Annotated in this window: 19 protein-coding genes; 15 read left to right on the forward strand and 4 right to left on the reverse strand. The window is 68.0% G+C overall.

Features of this window, described 5'->3' with window-relative positions; all coding sequences use genetic code 11:
- Nucleotides 1-86: 86 nt before the first annotated feature.
- Genes OG884_RS24990 through OG884_RS25005 form a run of 4 tightly spaced genes read right to left on the reverse strand, consistent with a single transcriptional unit; the run spans nt 87 to nt 3,438 of the window.
- Nucleotides 87-869, reverse strand: a complete 783-nt coding sequence (locus OG884_RS24990) for an ABC transporter ATP-binding protein (RefSeq protein ID WP_326636751.1) — start codon at nt 867-869, stop codon at nt 87-89.
- Nucleotides 870-878: 9 nt separating this feature from the next.
- Nucleotides 879-1,670, reverse strand: a complete 792-nt coding sequence (locus OG884_RS24995; protein ID WP_326636753.1) for an ABC transporter permease — start codon at nt 1,668-1,670, stop codon at nt 879-881.
- A complete protein-coding gene (locus OG884_RS25000) occupies nt 1,670-2,458 on the reverse strand; it encodes an ABC transporter permease (protein ID WP_326636755.1) in 789 nt (262 codons plus the stop codon). Before OG884_RS25000 ends, OG884_RS24995 begins: the two co-directional genes overlap by 1 nt.
- Complete coding sequence (locus tag OG884_RS25005) at nt 2,455-3,438, reverse strand: ABC transporter substrate-binding protein (RefSeq protein ID WP_326636757.1); 984 nt, start codon at nt 3,436-3,438, stop codon at nt 2,455-2,457. Before OG884_RS25005 ends, OG884_RS25000 begins: the two co-directional genes overlap by 4 nt.
- Nucleotides 3,439-4,116: 678 nt before the next feature.
- On the opposite strand from OG884_RS25005, the gene OG884_RS25010 reads away from it, so the two are divergent.
- The 15 genes from OG884_RS25010 to OG884_RS25080 all read left to right on the forward strand — a co-directional run bounded on the left by OG884_RS25010 (nt 4,117) and on the right by OG884_RS25080 (nt 17,223).
- Complete coding sequence (locus tag OG884_RS25010; RefSeq protein WP_326636759.1) at nt 4,117-7,128, forward strand: sensor histidine kinase; 3,012 nt, start codon at nt 4,117-4,119, stop codon at nt 7,126-7,128.
- Nucleotides 7,129-7,171: 43 nt separating this feature from the next.
- Entirely contained in the window at nt 7,172-7,585 is a 414-nt protein-coding gene (locus OG884_RS25015) for a roadblock/LC7 domain-containing protein (protein WP_326646986.1), read from the forward strand.
- A gap of 24 nt (nt 7,586-7,609) precedes the next feature.
- Nucleotides 7,610-8,068, forward strand: coding sequence for a DUF742 domain-containing protein (locus OG884_RS25020; protein ID WP_442811521.1), 459 nt, complete (start codon nt 7,610-7,612; stop codon nt 8,066-8,068).
- 13 nt (nt 8,069-8,081) lie between these two features.
- Nucleotides 8,082-8,642 (forward strand): GTP-binding protein, encoded by a 561-nt coding sequence (locus OG884_RS25025; RefSeq protein ID WP_326646988.1) that lies wholly within the window; start codon nt 8,082-8,084, stop codon nt 8,640-8,642.
- Nucleotides 8,643-8,727: 85 nt separating this feature from the next.
- Nucleotides 8,728-10,287 (forward strand): signal recognition particle protein, encoded by a 1,560-nt coding sequence (gene ffh / locus OG884_RS25030; RefSeq protein WP_326636762.1) that lies wholly within the window; start codon nt 8,728-8,730, stop codon nt 10,285-10,287.
- Nucleotides 10,288-11,107: 820 nt separating this feature from the next.
- Entirely contained in the window at nt 11,108-11,575 is a 468-nt protein-coding gene (gene rpsP, locus OG884_RS25035; protein ID WP_326636764.1) for a 30S ribosomal protein S16, read from the forward strand.
- Between the two features lies 1 nt (nt 11,576).
- Complete coding sequence (locus OG884_RS25040) at nt 11,577-11,819, forward strand: RNA-binding protein (RefSeq protein ID WP_326636766.1); 243 nt, start codon at nt 11,577-11,579, stop codon at nt 11,817-11,819.
- Between the two features lie 93 nt (nt 11,820-11,912).
- Nucleotides 11,913-12,428 carry a ribosome maturation factor RimM gene (gene rimM, locus OG884_RS25045; protein WP_326636768.1) on the forward strand — a complete coding sequence of 172 codons (516 nt, stop codon included), beginning with the start codon at nt 11,913-11,915 and terminating at the stop codon, nt 12,426-12,428.
- A gap of 1 nt (nt 12,429) precedes the next feature.
- Nucleotides 12,430-13,221, forward strand: coding sequence for a tRNA (guanosine(37)-N1)-methyltransferase TrmD (gene trmD, locus OG884_RS25050; RefSeq protein WP_326636770.1), 792 nt, complete (start codon nt 12,430-12,432; stop codon nt 13,219-13,221).
- A gap of 362 nt (nt 13,222-13,583) precedes the next feature.
- Entirely contained in the window at nt 13,584-13,937 is a 354-nt protein-coding gene (rplS, locus tag OG884_RS25055; protein ID WP_326636772.1) for a 50S ribosomal protein L19, read from the forward strand.
- Nucleotides 13,938-14,089: 152 nt separating this feature from the next.
- Nucleotides 14,090-14,968 (forward strand): signal peptidase I, encoded by an 879-nt coding sequence (lepB, locus tag OG884_RS25060; protein ID WP_326636774.1) that lies wholly within the window; start codon nt 14,090-14,092, stop codon nt 14,966-14,968.
- Complete coding sequence (gene lepB, locus OG884_RS25065; RefSeq protein WP_326636776.1) at nt 14,965-15,558, forward strand: signal peptidase I; 594 nt, start codon at nt 14,965-14,967, stop codon at nt 15,556-15,558. The genes lepB (OG884_RS25060) and lepB (OG884_RS25065) overlap by 4 nt, the downstream gene beginning before the upstream one ends.
- A gap of 64 nt (nt 15,559-15,622) precedes the next feature.
- A complete protein-coding gene (locus OG884_RS25070; RefSeq protein WP_326636777.1) occupies nt 15,623-16,309 on the forward strand; it encodes a ribonuclease HII in 687 nt (228 codons plus the stop codon).
- Between the two features lie 39 nt (nt 16,310-16,348).
- Nucleotides 16,349-16,672, forward strand: coding sequence for a DUF2469 domain-containing protein (locus tag OG884_RS25075; RefSeq protein ID WP_030511723.1), 324 nt, complete (start codon nt 16,349-16,351; stop codon nt 16,670-16,672).
- A 197-nt stretch (nt 16,673-16,869) separates the two neighbouring features.
- A complete protein-coding gene (locus tag OG884_RS25080) occupies nt 16,870-17,223 on the forward strand; it encodes a YraN family protein (protein WP_326636792.1) in 354 nt (117 codons plus the stop codon).
- The last annotated feature ends 7 nt before the right edge of the window (nt 17,224-17,230 follow it).

Here is a 17,230-nt window from a genome sequence, read left to right on the forward strand (position 1 = left end):
ACCGGGTACGCCCCGGCAAGCGTGCGCGGGACCCGCGGCCCGGGCGGGGGGCGTGGATTCCGGCGGGTGTTCTCAGGGGTCGGGTGTCAGGGGGTCGAGGCCGACGGGCTCCGCATGCCGCGCACCAGGCGGCCGACCTCGGCGCGCAGGTGCACGAAGTCGGGATGCTCGCGGGTGGTGATCTGGTCGCGCGGTCCCGGCAGGTCCACGCGCAGGTCACCGACGATCCCGGCCGGGGCCTTGGACAGGACCACGACGCGGTCACCGACGTAGACGCTCTCGTCGATGTCGTGGGTGATCAGCACGATGGTCATGTTGTGCAGGTTGCGGACCCGCAGGGTCAGGTCTTCCAGGTCCTCGCGGGTCTGGGCGTCCACGGAGCCGAAGGGCTCGTCCATCAGCAGCAGGGCCGGTCGGTAGGCCAGGGCGCGGGCGATGGACACCCTCTGCTGCATGCCCCCCGACAGTTGCCACGGGTACTTGGCCGCGGCGCCGTGCAGGCCGACCTCCTCCAGCGCCTCCAGCGCGGCCTGCCCGCGCTGCCGCTTGTCCAGTCCCCTGCGGCGCAGCGGGAGCGAGACGTTGTCGGCCACCGACATCCAGGGGAACAGGGAGCGGCTGTAGTCCTGGAAGACAACGGCCAGGTTGTCGGGGGTCTGCTCGACGTGGGCGCCGTTGAGCGTGACCTGGCCGACGCTGGGCCGGAGCAGCCCCGCGATGGAGCGCAGCAGTGTGGACTTGCCGCACCCGGAGGGGCCGACGATGCACACCAGCTCACCCTGGGCGACCTTCAGGTCGATGCCGCCCAGCGCGTTGTGGGCGGTCGGCCCGCTGCCGTAGGTGTGGGACAGATTCGTGATCTCAAGCACAGCAGGTCCTCAGGTCGTCTGCTTGGCGGAGCGGTGCCAGGACAGGACACGTCGTTCGGTCGCCAGGAACGCCGAGTTGAACACGTATCCCAGGACACCGAGGACCACGATGGTTCCCCACACGCCGGGGAAGTCGTACGACCTCTGGGCGTCCAGAAGCTGGAAGCCGATCCCGTCGACGCTGCCGACGAGTTCGGAGAGCACCATGAGGATCAGTGCCAGTGACAGGCTGACCCGGAGTCCGGCGAAGATCTTCGGCATGGCCGAGGGCAGGATGATCCGGAACAGTCGCTCACCGCCCGACAGCCCGAAGACCCTGGCGGTGTCCAGGTGCTGGCGGTCGACCTGGCGCGCCCCCTCGGAGGCGTTGATCAGGATCGGCCAGACGATGCCGAACGCGATGAAGCTGATCTGCATCCGGGGGCCGATGGAGAACAGTGCCATGAAGAACGCCAGCAGCATGGGCGGCGGGATGGCGCGGGCGAACTGGATCAGGGGGTCGACGAAGCGGAAGAGCAGGGGGGAGCGGCCCAGGGCGACCCCGAGGACGATCCCGACGACCCCGGCCAGCACCCATCCGGCCAGCAGCCGGCCGACGCTCACGGGGATGTTCGTCAGCGCCGCGTCGGTCAGCCAGAGCCGCTCCGCGGGGCCGGTCAGCCACATCGTGTACATGCTGGTCGCGATCTGCGACGGCGGCGGGAAGCTCAGCATCTCGATGCCGCGGGTGAGAAGCTCCCACAGCACCAGAACGACGGGCACCGGCCACAGCCGGACCGCGCCGCGCAGCAGGCCGTTCATCAGGCCACCTCCGTACGGGCGGTGTGCCAGCGGAAGACCCGCCGTTCCGCGAGCACGAACAGGCTGTTGGTGACCACGCCGATGATCCCGGTCCAGATGGCGGCGGCGATGATGTACTCCACCGCGTCCACGCTGCCGCCGCTCTCCAGGACGTAACTGCCGATGCCCTGGGCGCCGCCGCCGAGCAGTTCCGCGCTGATCGCCACAATGAGCGCGATCGCCGACGCCAGCCGGACGCCGGTGGCGATGAAGGGCGCCGTGCTCGGCAGGGAGACGCGCCACAGCACCGCGGACTTCCCGAACCCGAAGCTGCGGAGGGTCTCCTTGGCGAGCGGGTCGACGTCCTTGAGGCCGTACATCGTGTTGATCAGAACGGGCCAGGTCGCCGCGTAGACGATCAGGGTGACCTTCATGTCGAACCTGTCGGAGAACACGGCGAGCGCCAGCGGGATCAGCGCGATCGACGGGATCGGGCGCAGGAACTCAAGGATCGGCCGGAGCGCGCCCTCCACGCGGGGCAGGCTGCCGAGCAGGAACCCGGCTGGTACGGCGAGCGCGACCGTGATCAGTAATCCAAAGGCCCAGGCGCCGAGGGTCGAGGCGACGTCGGAGAGGAACTCCCCGTCCGTCACGAGCGTGGCTGCTCGACCGAGCACCGTGGAGGCCAGCGGGAACGAGAGCGAGCTGATCAGCCCGGCCCGGCCCGCGACCTCCATGACGCAGAACAGCCCTGCGGTGCCGAGGGCGCCGCAGAGCAGCCTGCTGTCGAGCGGGTTACGCCGTGTCACCCGAGGTTTCCAGGAAGGATGGTCTTGGCCTGGATCGGGCTCTTCAGGTAGCCCTGCTCGACCATCAGGTCGGCGACCCGCTGCAGGCGGGTCTCGTCAAGGCTGGTGGGGAAGGAGCCGAGGGTGATGACGGCGGCGGTCGCGGCGTCGATCTTGGTGTAGGTCGGCAGGATCTGCTCGACGGCCTTGCGGTCGGTGGCGGCGATCTGCTGGGCCTTGGCGATCGCACGCTGGAAGGCGGCGACGGTCTTGGGGTTCTCGGTGGCGAAGCTCTCCATCACGATCACGCCGGCGATGGGGAAGTCGGCGGTGGAGTCGACCATCGTGTCGGCGAGCTTCTGGGCGCCGAGGTTCTTCTGCACCGCGGTCAGGGCCGGCTCCGTCATCCAGGCCGCGTCGACGACCTTGTTGGCCAGCTGGGCACCCATCTCGGGGAAGGGGAACTCCAGGAACTGCACGTCGTTCTCGGTGAGGCCGTGCGTCTTGAGCACCGTGGTCACCGCCAGGGTGCCGATGTTCTTGAGGCTGTTGACCGCGATCTTCTTGCCCTTGAGGTCGGCGGGCGTCTTGATCGATGAGTCCTTGGGAACCATGATGTTGAACGAGTTCGGGCTGGCCTGGTAGAGGTCTGAGATGATCTGCATCTTGTTGCCGGCCGCGACGGCCAGGAAGGCCGACACGTAGTTCGTCTGGGTGGCGTCCAGGGAGCCGCCGACGAGGGCCTGCTGGGCCTGAGCACCGCCGACCACCGGCTCGATGTTGACGGTGAGCCCCTCGGCCTTGAAGTAGCCCTTGTCCTTGGCGATGTAGAGCGCGGCCGAGTCGGGGATCGGCAGCGCGCCGATCTTGATCTGGGTCTTCTCCAGACCACCCGCGTTCGCGGCGGTGTCAGCGGGTTTGTCGGAACCTCCGCAGGCGCTCAGCACCAGGGCGGCGGCGACTCCTGCAATGACGGCCCGGCTCGCAAGTGTGAACCTCATGGGTCTCCTTTTAGCTGCATTAGCTGCATTTGACCGCCCCTGCCGGAGCTCGCGGTAACTCATCGGGCGACATGGAGGTGGTCCCGGGAGGCATGTTGGTCAAGGGGGGTTTGCCGACCGCGGATCAGAGTAGCGGAGTAGATCAGTCAAATTACAAGTACCACCCCTTTCGCCCCTTTCGCCCCTAAGCCACAAAGAAGTCACACGCCACCCAGTTGTCACACCCGTAACAATCAACAGATAGATCCGCATAGCGGGCGTAGTCAAAGATGTCAATAAACCTGATCCGCAATTTTGTGGAAGTTTGTGGCTATGAGGCGGAGAGTCATCGCCCGGTTACGGATGCCATGTGCCCGTTCGGGCGGAAATGTGAGTTATGTGCTGTTGGCCGAACTCTTCCGGCTGTGCTCCAATAACCCCTACCCCATGGATGCGTCGGCGTCACCTGCACATCATTGCGTGACGCGATCCCCTCCAAGCAGACGATCCGAGGAGAGGCAGCGGAGGCCAGTGAGGACAGCGTCAATCCCCAGCGAACGCGAATCCGGGCCGGCACCTGCCCGGGGATTCGACAACCAGGGGAGGCGGCCGCAGCGCGGCCCGAGCTCGGACCCGGACGGTCCTGACTCCGAAAGGTCCGCGAGGAACGGAGGCAAGCTCGCGCTCAAGAACTGGCGGGTGAGATCGCGACTGATCGCGCTCATCGTCATCCCCACGGCCGCCGCCATCGTGCTGGGCGGCCTGCGGGTCACCACCTCGATCAGCAGCGCCGCCGAGTACGAGCGCGTGCGCACCACCGCCGAACTCACCGCGGGCCTCAGCCACCTGGTCGACGAGCTACAGGTCGAGCGGGACCTGTCGGGCCGGTACGTGGCACAGGGCAGACTGAGCACTGGCAAGTCGAACCTGCGCAAGCAGTACGAGAGCGTCGACGGTGTCGCCCGCGAGCTGCGCACCAGCATCGACGGCGTCATCAATGACAACGGCGTCGTGGAGACGTTCAGCACCCGGAGCAGGACCGAGCTCACGCAGATCCGCAGCCGCATCGACGAGCTCAAGAGCCTGCGTGACGCGGTGACGGCCACTCAGCTACCGGCCCAGCCCACGATCGCCGCGTACTCCCGTACCATCGCGGACCTGCTGGCCCTGCACGACGAGATCATTCAGGGCGGCGCGGACCAGGAGATCACCTCCAGCGCGGCCGCGTTCGCCGCGCTGGCCAGGGCCAAGGAACAGATGTCCAGGGAGCGGGCGAACCTCGCCGTCGCCCTCGCCGTCAGGGGGTTCAGCGCGGAAGGCCTCAACGCCATGCTGGCCGCCCGGGCGCAGCTCGACGGCGAGCTCGCGACCTTCCGCTCCGAGGCCTCGGTCGCCCAGCGCCAGCTCTACGACGACACGGTCAGCAGCCAGAAGAAGGACCGTGCGGCGGCACTGCGCGCCCGCGCCATCTTCCTGGCCCTCAACGGCCAGCCGCTGAGGAACGTCGACGTCTCCAGGACCGGACTCGGTGACCAGACGACCTGGTTCGACGCCTCCAGTGACATCGTCGACCGCATGCGCACGGTGGAGAAGGGGGTCGCCGACACCCTCATCACGCAGAGCCGGGTCCTGCAGGAGTCCGAGCAGCGCGGAGCGCTGATCGCCGCCGGGCTGAGCGCGCTACTGCTCATCCTCGTCCTGGTCATCACCGCGATCATGGCGCGGTCGCTGGTCAGGCCGCTGCGCAGGCTCCGCACCGAGGCGCTTTCCATCGCCGGTCAGCGTCTGCCCGAGACCGTCCAGAGCATGCGCGAGAGCGGCGAGGTCTCGACCACCGACATCACCCCGATCGGTGTCGCCTCCGACGACGAGATCGGTGAGGTGGCCCGGGCCTTCGACGAGGTTCACCGCGAGGCCGTGCGACTGGCGGGCCAGGAGGCCACGCTGCGGAGCAACGTCAACTCGATGTTCGTCAACCTCTCCCGGCGCAGCCAGACACTGGTGGAGCGCCAGCTCTCCCTCATCGAGAGCCTGGAGCAGGGCGAGCAGGACGAGGGCCGGCTCGGCAGCCTCTTCCGCCTCGATCACCTCGCCACCCGTATGCGCCGCAACTCGGAGAACCTCCTGGTCCTCGCCGGCCAGGAGCCCGCCCGCCGGTGGAGCCAGCCGGTCCCGCTCATCGACGTGGTCCGCGCCTCGCTGTCGGAGGTCGAGAACTACGAGCGGGTGGACCTGCAACTGTCCGCGGGCGTGGCCGTGGTCGGCACCTCCGTCAACGACATCGTCCACCTGATCGCGGAGCTCGTGGAGAACGCGATCTCCTTCTCCCCCCGGGAGACCAAGGTCATCGTCTCCAGCAACCGCATCGACGGTGGTGGCGTGATGGTCTCGGTGACCGACATCGGCATCGGCATGACCGCCGAGGAACTCGCCCAGGCCAACTGGCGACTGGCCAACCCGCCGGTGGTGGACGTATCGGTCTCCCGCCGGATGGGCCTGTTCGTGGTCGGCCGTCTTGCCCTGCGGCACGGCATCCGAGTCCAGCTCAGGCAGCAGGACAACGGCGGCCTGACCGCCATGGTCCTGCTCCCGGAGAACCTGCTCGCCGTCACCGCCCGCCCGGGAGGCCCTCCCGGTGCCATGACGCAGAGCGGCGACTGGGCCAACTCCATGGTGTCCATGGACCGCCCGCCCGTGCTGGCAAGCCCCGACGCCCCCCCGATGCCGTCCTTCGCCTCGTTCGAGGCCGCTCACCAGAACTCGTTCTCCTCCTTCGACATGGGGCAGCAGTTCAACTCCTTCGAGGCCTCGCAGTTTCCCTTCGGAGGCGGCCAGTTCGGGCAGGCGCCCGTCGACACCCCGTGGCCGGGACAGCTTCCGCCGCCGGGCACCACTCCCGGTCACGGCTGGCCGGACGCCCCCCCGCCCGACCCCACCGCGTGGCGGCAAGGCCAGGGCAATTCGCCCCGCGGCGACGCGGGAATGTGGTCCGGGGCACCGAGCGCGCCCGCGCGCGGTGACGCCCCCGTCTGGCCCGGCGGGCAGAGCAGGGACGGCGGCCCCGACGCCTGGTCGGACTCCTCGCTCCGCGGCGGAGACTCCGGAGGATGGCCGTCCACCGGCGACTCCGGCCTGTTCGGGCGGCGTCCGTTCGACCCGGCGGACAACACCGGCCCGCTGCCGGTGATCCCCGACTCCTCGCCGATGGAAGAGGCGAAGGAGGAGTTTCTGCCGATCTTCGCGGCCGTCGAGTCCGACTGGTTCAAGAAGGTCGAGCCGGTCCCGGCCGTCGAGGAACGGGGCCAGGAGGTCGAACCGGTTCAGCCGGTCCAGGCCGTTCAGGAGACCGTCCAGCTCTCACAACCGGTCGCCCCCGCGCAGGGGAACGGCTGGTCGTCGCCTGCCGATGTGGGCTGGCAGGCGGCCAAGGCCGCCAGTGAGCCCACACGTGGCGGGATCACCGGTTCCGGGCTGCCCAAGCGGGTGCCCAAGGCGAACCTGGTGCCCGGTACGGCCGCGCCCGACCTGAGCGCGGCTCCCCAAGCTCCCGTGCTCCGGCCGACTGTCTCCCCGGAGGCGGTGCGCAACAGGTTGGCGAGCTTCCAGCAGGGAGTACGGCAGGGCCGCGCGGCAGCCAGGGGCGAAGCCGGAGACGGACGGCCGTATCCCGACTTCGGCCGGGACGTTGAAGGAAACAAGGAGGACCGGTGAGCGAGCTCATCATGGTCGCCAAGGAGGATGACACGTGCGCGAAATGAGCCAGGCCGCCCGGGGGGTCAATTGGCTGATCACTGACTTTGTGAACAACGTCCCAGGTGTGGCGCACACGGTCGTCGTGTCGGCGGACGGTCTGCCGTTGGCGTATTCCGACGGATTTCCCAGGGACAGGGCGGACCAGCTGGCCGCGGTCGCGGCCGGCCTGATCAGCCTGACCCAGGGCGCCTCGCGGGTTTTCGAAGGCGGCGCGGTCACCCAGACCGTGGTGGAGATGCAACGAGGGCTGCTCCTCATCATGTCCATCAGTGACGGTTCCTGTCTGGCGGTGCTGGCCGCCGCCGACTGTGACATGGGACTGGTGGCCTACCAGATGACGATGCTCGTCGAGCGGGCAGGTCAGGTGCTGACCCCGGCCGTCCGTGCGGAACTGCAGTCTTCCCACTCACGGTGACGGCGATGACGCTAGGAGGCTGCCGTGGCAGGCCGCGGCTGGACCGGTGAGGGTGACCCGCACGGCGGGTTTCCCTACCAATCGATGGACGACCCCCACCGGCAACAGGGTGGTCCTTCGCATCTCATGCAGCCGGCGCCGTCGGAGCAGAGCTCCCTCGTCCGCCCGTATGCAGTGACCGGGGGGCGTACCGCCCCTCGGATCCAACTCGCCCTGGAGGCTCTGGTCTCCTCGGCGACCTCTATACATCACGATTTATCCACCCGCACTCCGGAGTATCAGGCGATAAGTGCCCTGTGCCGGCAAGTGCGTTCGGTCGCTGAGATCTCCGCGATGCTCCGCATCCCGCTCGGCGTGACCCGGATCCTCGTCGCCGACATGGCCGCCGAGGGTCTGGTCCAGCTGCATCAGCCTCAGCTGGACGCGGGCAAGCCGGATCTCAACCTGCTGGAAAGGGTGCTCAGTGGACTTCGCAGGCTCTAGCCGCGGCGGCGGCCTGACATCGACGAAAATCGTTGTCGCGGGGGGATTCGGTGTCGGTAAGACCACGTTCGTGGGGGCGGTGTCGGAGATCCTGCCGCTGACCACGGAGGCGGTGATGACCGACGCCAGCGCCGGGATCGACGATCTCGACCTCACACCGAACAAGACCACCACCACGGTCGCGATGGACTTCGGCCGTGTCTCGCTGGACCGCGACCTGATCCTGTACCTGTTCGGCACGCCCGGCCAGCACCGGTTCTGGTTCATGTGGGACGACCTGGTCCGCGGTGCGATCGGCGCGGTCGTGCTCGTCGACACCCGGAGGCTGGCCGACAGCTTCCCGGCGATCGACTACTTCGAGGAGGCCAAGCTCCCCTTCGTCGTCGCGGTCAACGGGTGGGACGGTAACTACCTGCACGGTGAGGAGGAGGTACGCGAGGCGCTGACGCTGGCGCCGCACATCCCCATCTCCAGGACCGACGCCCGCTCGCGCGACGCGGTGAAGACCACGCTCATCACGCTCGTGGAGCACGCGCTCACCGTGCGGATGGCCCTTCCCGGCTGGGGCCGCTGACCGCGGGAGGGCGTCAGTCGCACCTCCCAGCGGATAGGCTGGGAGGTCGAGTCGCAGACCTGTAGCGCAGAGGCTGGCCAATCACGTGTTCGAGACGCTTTCCGACCGGCTGACATCGGTCTTCTCCTCCCTTCGATCCAAGGGTCGGCTCTCCGAGGCCGACATCGACGCGACCTGCCGCGAGATCCGCATCGCGCTTCTCGAGGCCGACGTCGCGCTGCCCGTGGTCAAGGCATTCGTCGCTCAGGTCAAGGAGCGCGCACGAGGTGCCGAGGTCTCCCAGGCGCTGAACCCGGCGCAGCAGGTCGTCAAGATCGTCAATGACGAGCTCATCGGGATCCTCGGCGGAGAGACCCGGCGGCTTCGCCATGCCAAGAACCCGCCGACCGTCATCATGCTCGCGGGCCTGCAGGGCGCGGGCAAGACGACCCTGGCCGGCAAGCTCGCCCGCTGGCTGCGTGAGCAGAACCACACGCCGCTGCTGGTCGCCGCCGACCTTCAGCGGCCCAACGCGGTACAGCAGCTCTCGGTCGTGGCCGAGCGTGCGGGCGTCGCGGTCTACGCGCCCGAGCCGGGAAACGGCGTCGGCGACCCGGTCGCGGTGGCCCGCCAGTCGATCGACCACGCCAAGCGGCAGCAGCACGACATCGTCATCATCGACACCGCGGGCCGCCTGGGCATCGACCAGGAGCTGATGAGGCAGGCGGCCGACATCCGTGACGCGGTCTCGCCCGACGAGGTCCTCTTCGTCGTCGACGCGATGATCGGCCAGGACGCCGTGACCACGGCCCAGGCATTCATGGAGGGCGTCGGTTTCGACGGTGTCGTGCTGACCAAGCTCGACGGCGACGCCCGCGGTGGCGCCGCACTGTCGGTCCGCCACATCACCGGCAGGCCGATCATGTTCGCGTCCACCGGTGAGAAGCTCGAGGACTTCGACGCCTTCCACCCGGACCGGATGGCCTCCCGCATCCTCGACATGGGTGACATCCTCACCCTGATCGAGCAGGCCCAGAAGACCTTCGACGAGGCCGAGACCGCCAAGATGGCGAGCAAGCTCACCTCGGGCGAGGGTTTCACGCTGGAGGACTTCCTCGAGCAGATGATGATGGTCCAGAAGATGGGCCCCATCAAGAACCTGCTCGGCATGATGCCCGGCATGGGACAGATGCGTGATCAGCTCAACCAGGTGGACGACCGCGACCTCGACCGCATCGCCGCCATCATCCGCTCCATGACCCCCGCCGAGCGCCACAACCCGAAGATGATCGACGGCTCACGCCGCTCCCGTATCGCGAAGGGCTCCGGCGTGACGGTGACCGAGGTGAGCGGCCTGGTCACCCGCTTCTTCGACGCTCAGAAGATGATGAAGCGGATGGCCGGCGGCATGGGCATCCCCGGCATGCCCGGCGGTCGCAAGGGAGCCAAGGCCGCGCAGAAGAAGGCGGCCAAGGGGCGCAGGGTCAGCGGTGACCCGCGCAAGGCGGCGCTCGGCAAGGCCGCCCCCGCCGAGACCGGCGAACCCGCGACCCCGGCCGGGAACGGCCTCCTCGGCAAGCTCGGTTCCAGGCAGCAGCCGCCTCCTGGCCTGGAGCTGCCGCCGGGCTTCGACCCCTCGAAGTTCAAGCTCCCCGGTCAGAAATGAGCGACGGCTCCTTCCACAGGCGTGCCAGATGGATCTGGGTGGTCATCGTCGTGGGGTTCATCCTCGTGGCCGCGCTCGAACTGCTCGGGGTGCGTCCGAAATAGGGCTCCCACCACGGCATCCCGGCCGACGGACCGTACGGCGGGTACGCGGGCCACGCGGGTGTTCCCGGGAGTGCGGGGATCTCCGGCGCCTGGGCGCCTCCCGGCAGGATCGGTGCCTCGGGCAGGAGGGGGGCTCCGAGCCGTGAGGTCGTCCCCGGCGGGGCGGGCGCTCCCGGCTGTGCCGGAGCCCCGGGCAGGAGTAGAGCCCCGGGCGGCACGGACGTTCCAGGTGGCACGGGCATTCCAGGTGGCACGGACGTTCCTCGCGGGACGTGAGAGGGCCGGGGGGCGCCGCCGTGGCCGGTTTCCGGGGTTCCGGCAGGAGACGAGGAGGACGCCGGAGGCGCGTCGGCCTGACCGGCAGGGGTCGCCCTGATGGTCAGCACCGCTCCCAGCACGGTGATGGATCCGGTCGCGGTCAGCAGCAGAGATCTGAGGGTGGTTGCCACGGCGGCCATTTAGCGCAGCAGGCCGGACTCACCAGGGGTCCGGACACACGTGGATTACCGAGATTTGCCCTCCGGCCGCCGCAGGGGATGGTCGTTGATTGGCCGGGCACCCCCGCACGTCTGGCACAATGACATGTTGGAACATCGTGACACGTGGTTGCCCTCTCACTCCCGCGTGCCATGCCTGTCCCTCGATCGGTCCTCTCCTCGTGCCCCACTCGATGAGACGCCGCTCACCCACGCTCTAATGCAGGAGAGACCACACCAGTGGCAGTCAAGATCAAGCTCAAGCGGCTCGGCATGATCCGCAACCCGCAGTACCGCATCGTCATCGCCGACAGCCGCACCAAGCGTGACGGCCGGGCGATCGAGGAGATCGGCCTCTACCACCCGAAGGAGAACCCCTCGCGCATCGAGGTCGACTCCGAGCGGGCGGCCTACTGGCTGGGTGTCGGCGCACAGCCGACCGAGCCCGTCCTCAAGCTTCTCAAGCTCACCGGCGACTGGCAGAAGTTCAAGGGCGAGTCGGCCCCGGCTCCGCTCCTGGTCGCCGAGCCCAAGGCCGACCGCCACGCCGTCTACGAGGCCGCGGCCAAGGAGGCACTGTCTCTGGAAGCCGCCACCACGCCGAAGAAGTCGCCCCGCAAGGCGGCTCCCAAGGCTGAAGAGGCCCCCGCCGAGACCCCGGCTGAGCCCACCGCGGCCGCCGAGGAGAAGCCGGAAGGCGAGGCCTGAGGTGCTTGAGGAGGCCCTCGAGCACCTGGTGAAGGGCATTGTCGAATACCCCGACGATGTCCAGGTTCACGCTCGCCGCATCCGCAGCGGGCGTGTGCTTGAGGTCCGGGTGCACCCCGAGGACCTCGGTAAGGTCATCGGCCGCGGTGGCCGTACGGCCAAGGCGCTTCGCACGGTCGTGAACGCCCTCGGCGACGGCAAGTACGTCCGGGTCGATCTGATCGACCTGAACGAGGCCCGCTAGCCGGCGGACGCGTCCAATCGAGCGAACGGGCCACCCGCCCAGCGTGGGTGGCCCGTCTGCTTTCTACCGGCACCACTATGTGAGGAGGCGGGCGTGCAGCTCGTCGTAGGGCGGATCGGCCGCCCACACGGACTCCGCGGAGACGTGTCCGTGGAGGTGCGCACCGACGAGCCTGACAGGCGCTTCGCCCCGGGCACCGCACTGGCCACCGACCCCGCGTCGACCGGCCCCCTGGTCGTCGAGTCCTGCCGCTGGCATTCGGGGATCCTGCTGGTCAGGTTCGAGGGCGTGAGTGATCGCGACCGCGCCGAGGAGCTCCGCGGCACCATGCTCGTCATCGACTCGGCGGACATCCCGCCGTCCGACGACCCCGACGAGTTCTACGACCACCAGCTCATCGGCCTCGCCGTGGTCAAGCCCGACGGCGAGCGGGTGGGCGAGGTGTCCGACGTGCTCCACCACGGCCAGGACCTGCTCGTCGTACGGCGTGGAAAGGCCGAGGTCTACGTGCCGTTCGTCAAGGCGCTGGTCCCGGTGATCGACCTTGAGGAGGGCATCCTCGTCGTGGACGCCCCGGCGGGACTGCTCGATCCGGACGAGATCGTCTGACATGCGCGTCGACGTCATCTCGATCTTCCCCGAGTACTTCGCCCCCCTCGACGTCTCCCTCATCGGCAAGGCCCGCGAGCGCGGCATCCTCGACGTACATCTCCACCAGCTCCGTGACCACGCCCACGACGTGCACCGCACCGTGGACGACACACCCTACGGGGGCGGCCCCGGCATGGTCATGAAGCCCGGACCCTGGGGGGAGGCCCTCGACGAGGTCCTCTCCGCGGACCCCGCGGCACTGCCGCGGATGATCGTGCCGACCCCCAGCGGTGTGCCCTTCACCCAGAGGCTGGCGATGGAGTACGCCGCCGAGCCCTGGCTGCTGTTCACCCCGGCCCGCTACGAGGGCATCGACTCCAGAGTGATGGCCGAGTACGGCGCGCGCGTGCGCGTGGACGAGGTCAGCATCGGCGACTACGTGCTCGCCGGGGGCGAGGTGGCCGTGCTGGTGATGATCGAGGCCATCGGGCGGCTGCTGCCGGGCGTGCTCGGCAACGTCCACTCGGTCGTGGACGACTCCTTCGCGCCCGGCGCGATGGAGAACCTCCTAGAGGGCCCCGTCTACACCAAACCGCCCGAGTGGCGGGGGCACGAGGTGCCGGAGATCCTGCTCTCCGGGCATCACGGAAAGATCGCTCGGTGGCGGCGAGACCAGGCGCTGCGCCGTACCGCGAGGAACCGGCCCGAACTGCTGGCGGCGCTCGACCCACAGAGCCTGGACAAGCACGACAGGCAGCTCCTGTCCGAGCTCGACCTGCCGGGGACCGGCCCCGCGAACCCGGCCCCCTGATCGTTTCCGTCCCCTGACCGGTGGGGCCGACACGGGGCCGACATGGGGCCGATGTGGGGCCGATGTGAGGCCGATGTGGGGCCGATGTGAGGCCGATGTGGGGCCGATACGGCGCTGACAGGGGGCAGGCCCGGCCGCTCTGACCGGCTGATTTCCGATCGGTCGGGAAAATATGGCAGACTGAAGCGTTGCCGCCGACTGCCTTCCGGCCTCCAGGCCGGTCTCAGCGCGGCGCATGCGCCGCCGGGTAGACGGTTCCGGCTCCGAGACACAGTCCACGTCAGCACGCGTGTCCATCACGACGCCGCTCCGTCGCGGCCGGATGGACCTCCGTGTGCGTTTAAAAATGAGGTACCACTGCCATGCACACGCTGATCAGCGAGCTCGAGAAGTCCGCGCTCCGCACCGACATCCCGAACTTCCGGCCCGGTGACACGCTCGAGGTCCACGTTCGGGTCATTGAGGGCAGCAGGTCCCGTGTCCAGGTCTTCAAGGGCTTCGTTCTTCGCCGCCAGGGCGGTGGCGCCCGCGAGACCTTCACGGTCCGCAAGGTCAGCTACAGCGTCGGCGTCGAGCGCACCTTCCCGGTGCACAGCCCGGTCATCGAGAAGATCGTCCTCGTGACCCGTGGCGATGTCCGCCGGGCCAAGCTCTACTACATGCGTGACCTGCGCGGCAAGGCCGCCCGTATTCGCGAGAAGCGCGACGCCCGCTAGGCGTTCGGTAGTCGCCGCACTGGCCCGCGCCCTTTCCGGGGAGCGGGCCAGTCGCATGTGAGGAGGTTTGACCTCCTATGGCAATACGCATGGCTATGCGGTACCCCGTCACTCGACCACTTGGTACCGCCCATCATCTAGGCTCGTCAGCGATGACTAGCGAAGACCGGGAGTACGGCGCAGTCTCGCGTCGACCTGTCGAGGACGAGGTGGACGTGGTCGCCGAAGACACTCAGAAGAACGCCGAGGGCGACAAGGACAAGAAGAAGGGCTCCTTCTGGAAGGAGCTGCCTGTCCTGATCGTCGTGGCTGTGGTGCTCGCCCTCATAATCAAGACCTTCGTGATCCAGGCGTTCTACATCCCTTCGGAGTCGATGGAGAACACCCTCCTCACGAACGATCGGGTCCTGGTCAACAAGCTCGTCTACCGCGTCCGCGACATCGAGCGCGGCGACGTGGTGGTGTTCTCCGGTGTCGACTCCTGGGATCCCGAGATCGACCTTGAGGAGCCGTCCAACCCGGTCGCGGGCTTCTTCCACTGGGTCGGAACCGCCTTCGGCTTGGTCCCCGGCGAGAAGGACTACATCAAGCGGGTCATCGGCGTCGGCGGTGACACGGTGAAGTGCTGCGACGCCCAGGGGCGGGTGACGGTCAACGGGGTCCCCATCAACGAGGACTACCTATACCCGGGTGACGTGCCGTCCCAGAAGTTCTTCGAGGCCAAGGTCCCCGAGGGCCGCCTGTGGGTGATGGGCGACCATCGGATGGTCTCCCTCGACTCCCGCTCCCACCTGGGCGATCCCGGTGGTGGGACGATCTCGGTGGACAAGGTGATCGGCCGGGCCTTCGTGAAGGTGTGGCCGTTCTCCAGGGCCGCGACCATTCCCATTCCCGACACCTTCGGTCAGCCGGCCCTCAAAGCCGCCGCGGCGGTGGGAGGGGCGACCCCGTTCCTCGCAGGCTTCGTGGGCGCCGTGCCGCTGGTGCTGTGGCGTCGTCGCCGGCTTCAAGGCGGTGACCGAACCTCATGACCGCGGAACCCGAGGCTGACAAGAACAAGAAGTCCGGCAAGGGCGGCAACCTGCGTGAGTCGCTGTTCCTGCTGGCGTGCGGGGTGGTGGTGGCGCTGCTGTTGCAGGTCTTCGTCTTCCAGTCGTTCTACATCCCGTCGGAGTCGATGGAGAACACCCTTCAGGTGGACGACCGGGTGGTCGTCAACAAGCTGCACGGTGACGCCGAGCGTGGCGACATCGTGGTCTTCAAGGGCTGGAACGGCGAGGACACCATCAAGCGGGTCATCGGGGTCGGTGGTGACACGGTGAAGTGCTGTGACGCCAAGAGGCGGATCACGGTCAACGGAGTGCCGCTCGAAGAGGGCTCCTACCTGTACTCCGAGGATTTCCCCTCGGGGGATGCGTTCCAGAAGGTCGTACCCGAGGGCCGCCTGTGGGTGATGGGCGACCATCGCACCGCCTCCGCCGACTCGCGCGCCCACGAGAAGCGGCAGGGGGACGGGTCGATCTCCGAGGACGACGTCATCGGCCGTGCCGTGGCGATCTACTGGCCGTTCTCCAGGGCCACGATCCTTTCGAGGCCGGAGAGCTTTCTCAAGGTGGGATAGCGGTACCGAATGCACCGGAGGGGGCGTACTCTCTGGTCATGGTCGCTGTGTCACCCGAGGTGCCATGACGGTTGCGTTTCGCCCCAAACCCAGCGTGGTCCGGCGCGATCTAGGGCTGTACGGCTACGAGCGGGCTCTTGACCGCCGCGGGCTCGGTCCCGTGGCGGGGGTCGACGAGGCGGGCCGGGGCGCCTGTGCCGGGCCTCTGGTGATCGCCGCCGTGGTGCTGGGCGGCCGGATCGACGGCCTGGGTGATTCCAAGCAGCTGACGGCATCCCGCCGCGAGTCGCTGTACGAGCGGATCACGGTGACCGCGGAGGCGGTGAGCGTGCTGGTGATCCCGCCGGGTGAGATCGACGCCCGTGGTCTGCACAGATCCAACATCGATGGAATGCGCAGGGTCGTGGCACGGCTTCCATGCCACCCCGGCTACGTGCTCACCGACGGGTTCCCCGTTCCCGGACTGCCCGTACCGTCACTGGGGGTGTGGAAGGGAGATCAGGTCGCGGCCTGCATCGCCGCGGCCTCGATCGTGGCCAAGGTGACGCGGGACGAGATGATGGTCGCGTTGCACGAACGCCATCCCCGGTACGGATTCGCCGTGCACAAGGGGTATGGCACCGTCGATCATCGCAGGGCTCTCAGCACCTACGGGCCGTGTCCGGACCACCGCTTCTCGTTCTCGACGGTGGCACGGTCAGGAGCGGGCGAGGTGATGGGTGAGAATGAAGTGGGGGCCGGTGCCGTCTGATCGGGCGGGCCGGGGTGGGCGTTTAACAGGAGGACCGGTATGAGCGCAGAGGATCTCGAAAAGTACGAAACCGAGATGGAGCTGCAGCTTTACCGTGAGTACCGCGACGTTGTCGGCCTGTTCACATACGTCGTGGAGACTGAGCGGCGCTTCTATCTCACCAACTCCGTCGATCTCGACGTGCGGACCGCCGAGAACGGTGACGTGTTCTTCGACGTGAAGATGCAGGACGCCTGGGTCTGGGATATGTACCGGCCAGCGAGGTTTGTCAAGAATGTCCGAGTGGTGACCTTCAAGGACGTGAACGTTGAGGAGCTCGCCAAGCCCGATCTGGAGATGCCGAAGGAGGGCTTCTCCTCCTGAGAGGCTTTGCGGTGTTTTGACCATTGGTGAGCTGAGAGACCACTGTCCGCGGGCCGGAGTGGGGAAGGGCTCGCGGGATGGGCCCTGAGGTGTTGTCCACAGGCGCGCCCCGTGTCCGGCCGGTTGTCCACAGAGTCTCGTTCGGCTCCTTGGAGGTGGGGTGAGCTGAGCGAAGGTCGGGAACCGGAGGTGGTTCCATGGCCGCGAAGGATGAGCTCGGCAAGTACGGCGAGCAGATCGCCGTCGACTATCTGCTCGCGCACGACCTGCAGATCCTGGATCGCAACTGGCGGTGCCCGGACGGGGAGATCGACGTCGTCGCCCGGGAGGGGCGCACGCTCGTCGCGGTGGAGGTGAAGACCCGCTCCGGCCGCCGTCACGGCACCGCCTACGAGGCGGTCACCGATGCGAAGATCGCTCGCCTGCGCGTGCTCGTGGCCAGATGGGTCGCCGAGCACCAGGAGAGGTTCGACGCGATCCGCGTCGACGTCGTCGCCCTTGAGCGGTTCGCCGGGGATTTCGCCATCCGCTACGAGCGGGGGGTGTGCTGATGTCTCC

Origin of the sequence: Streptosporangium sp. NBC_01755, assembly GCF_035917995.1 — a bacterium.
Lineage (GTDB): Bacteria > Actinomycetota > Actinomycetes > Streptosporangiales > Streptosporangiaceae > Streptosporangium.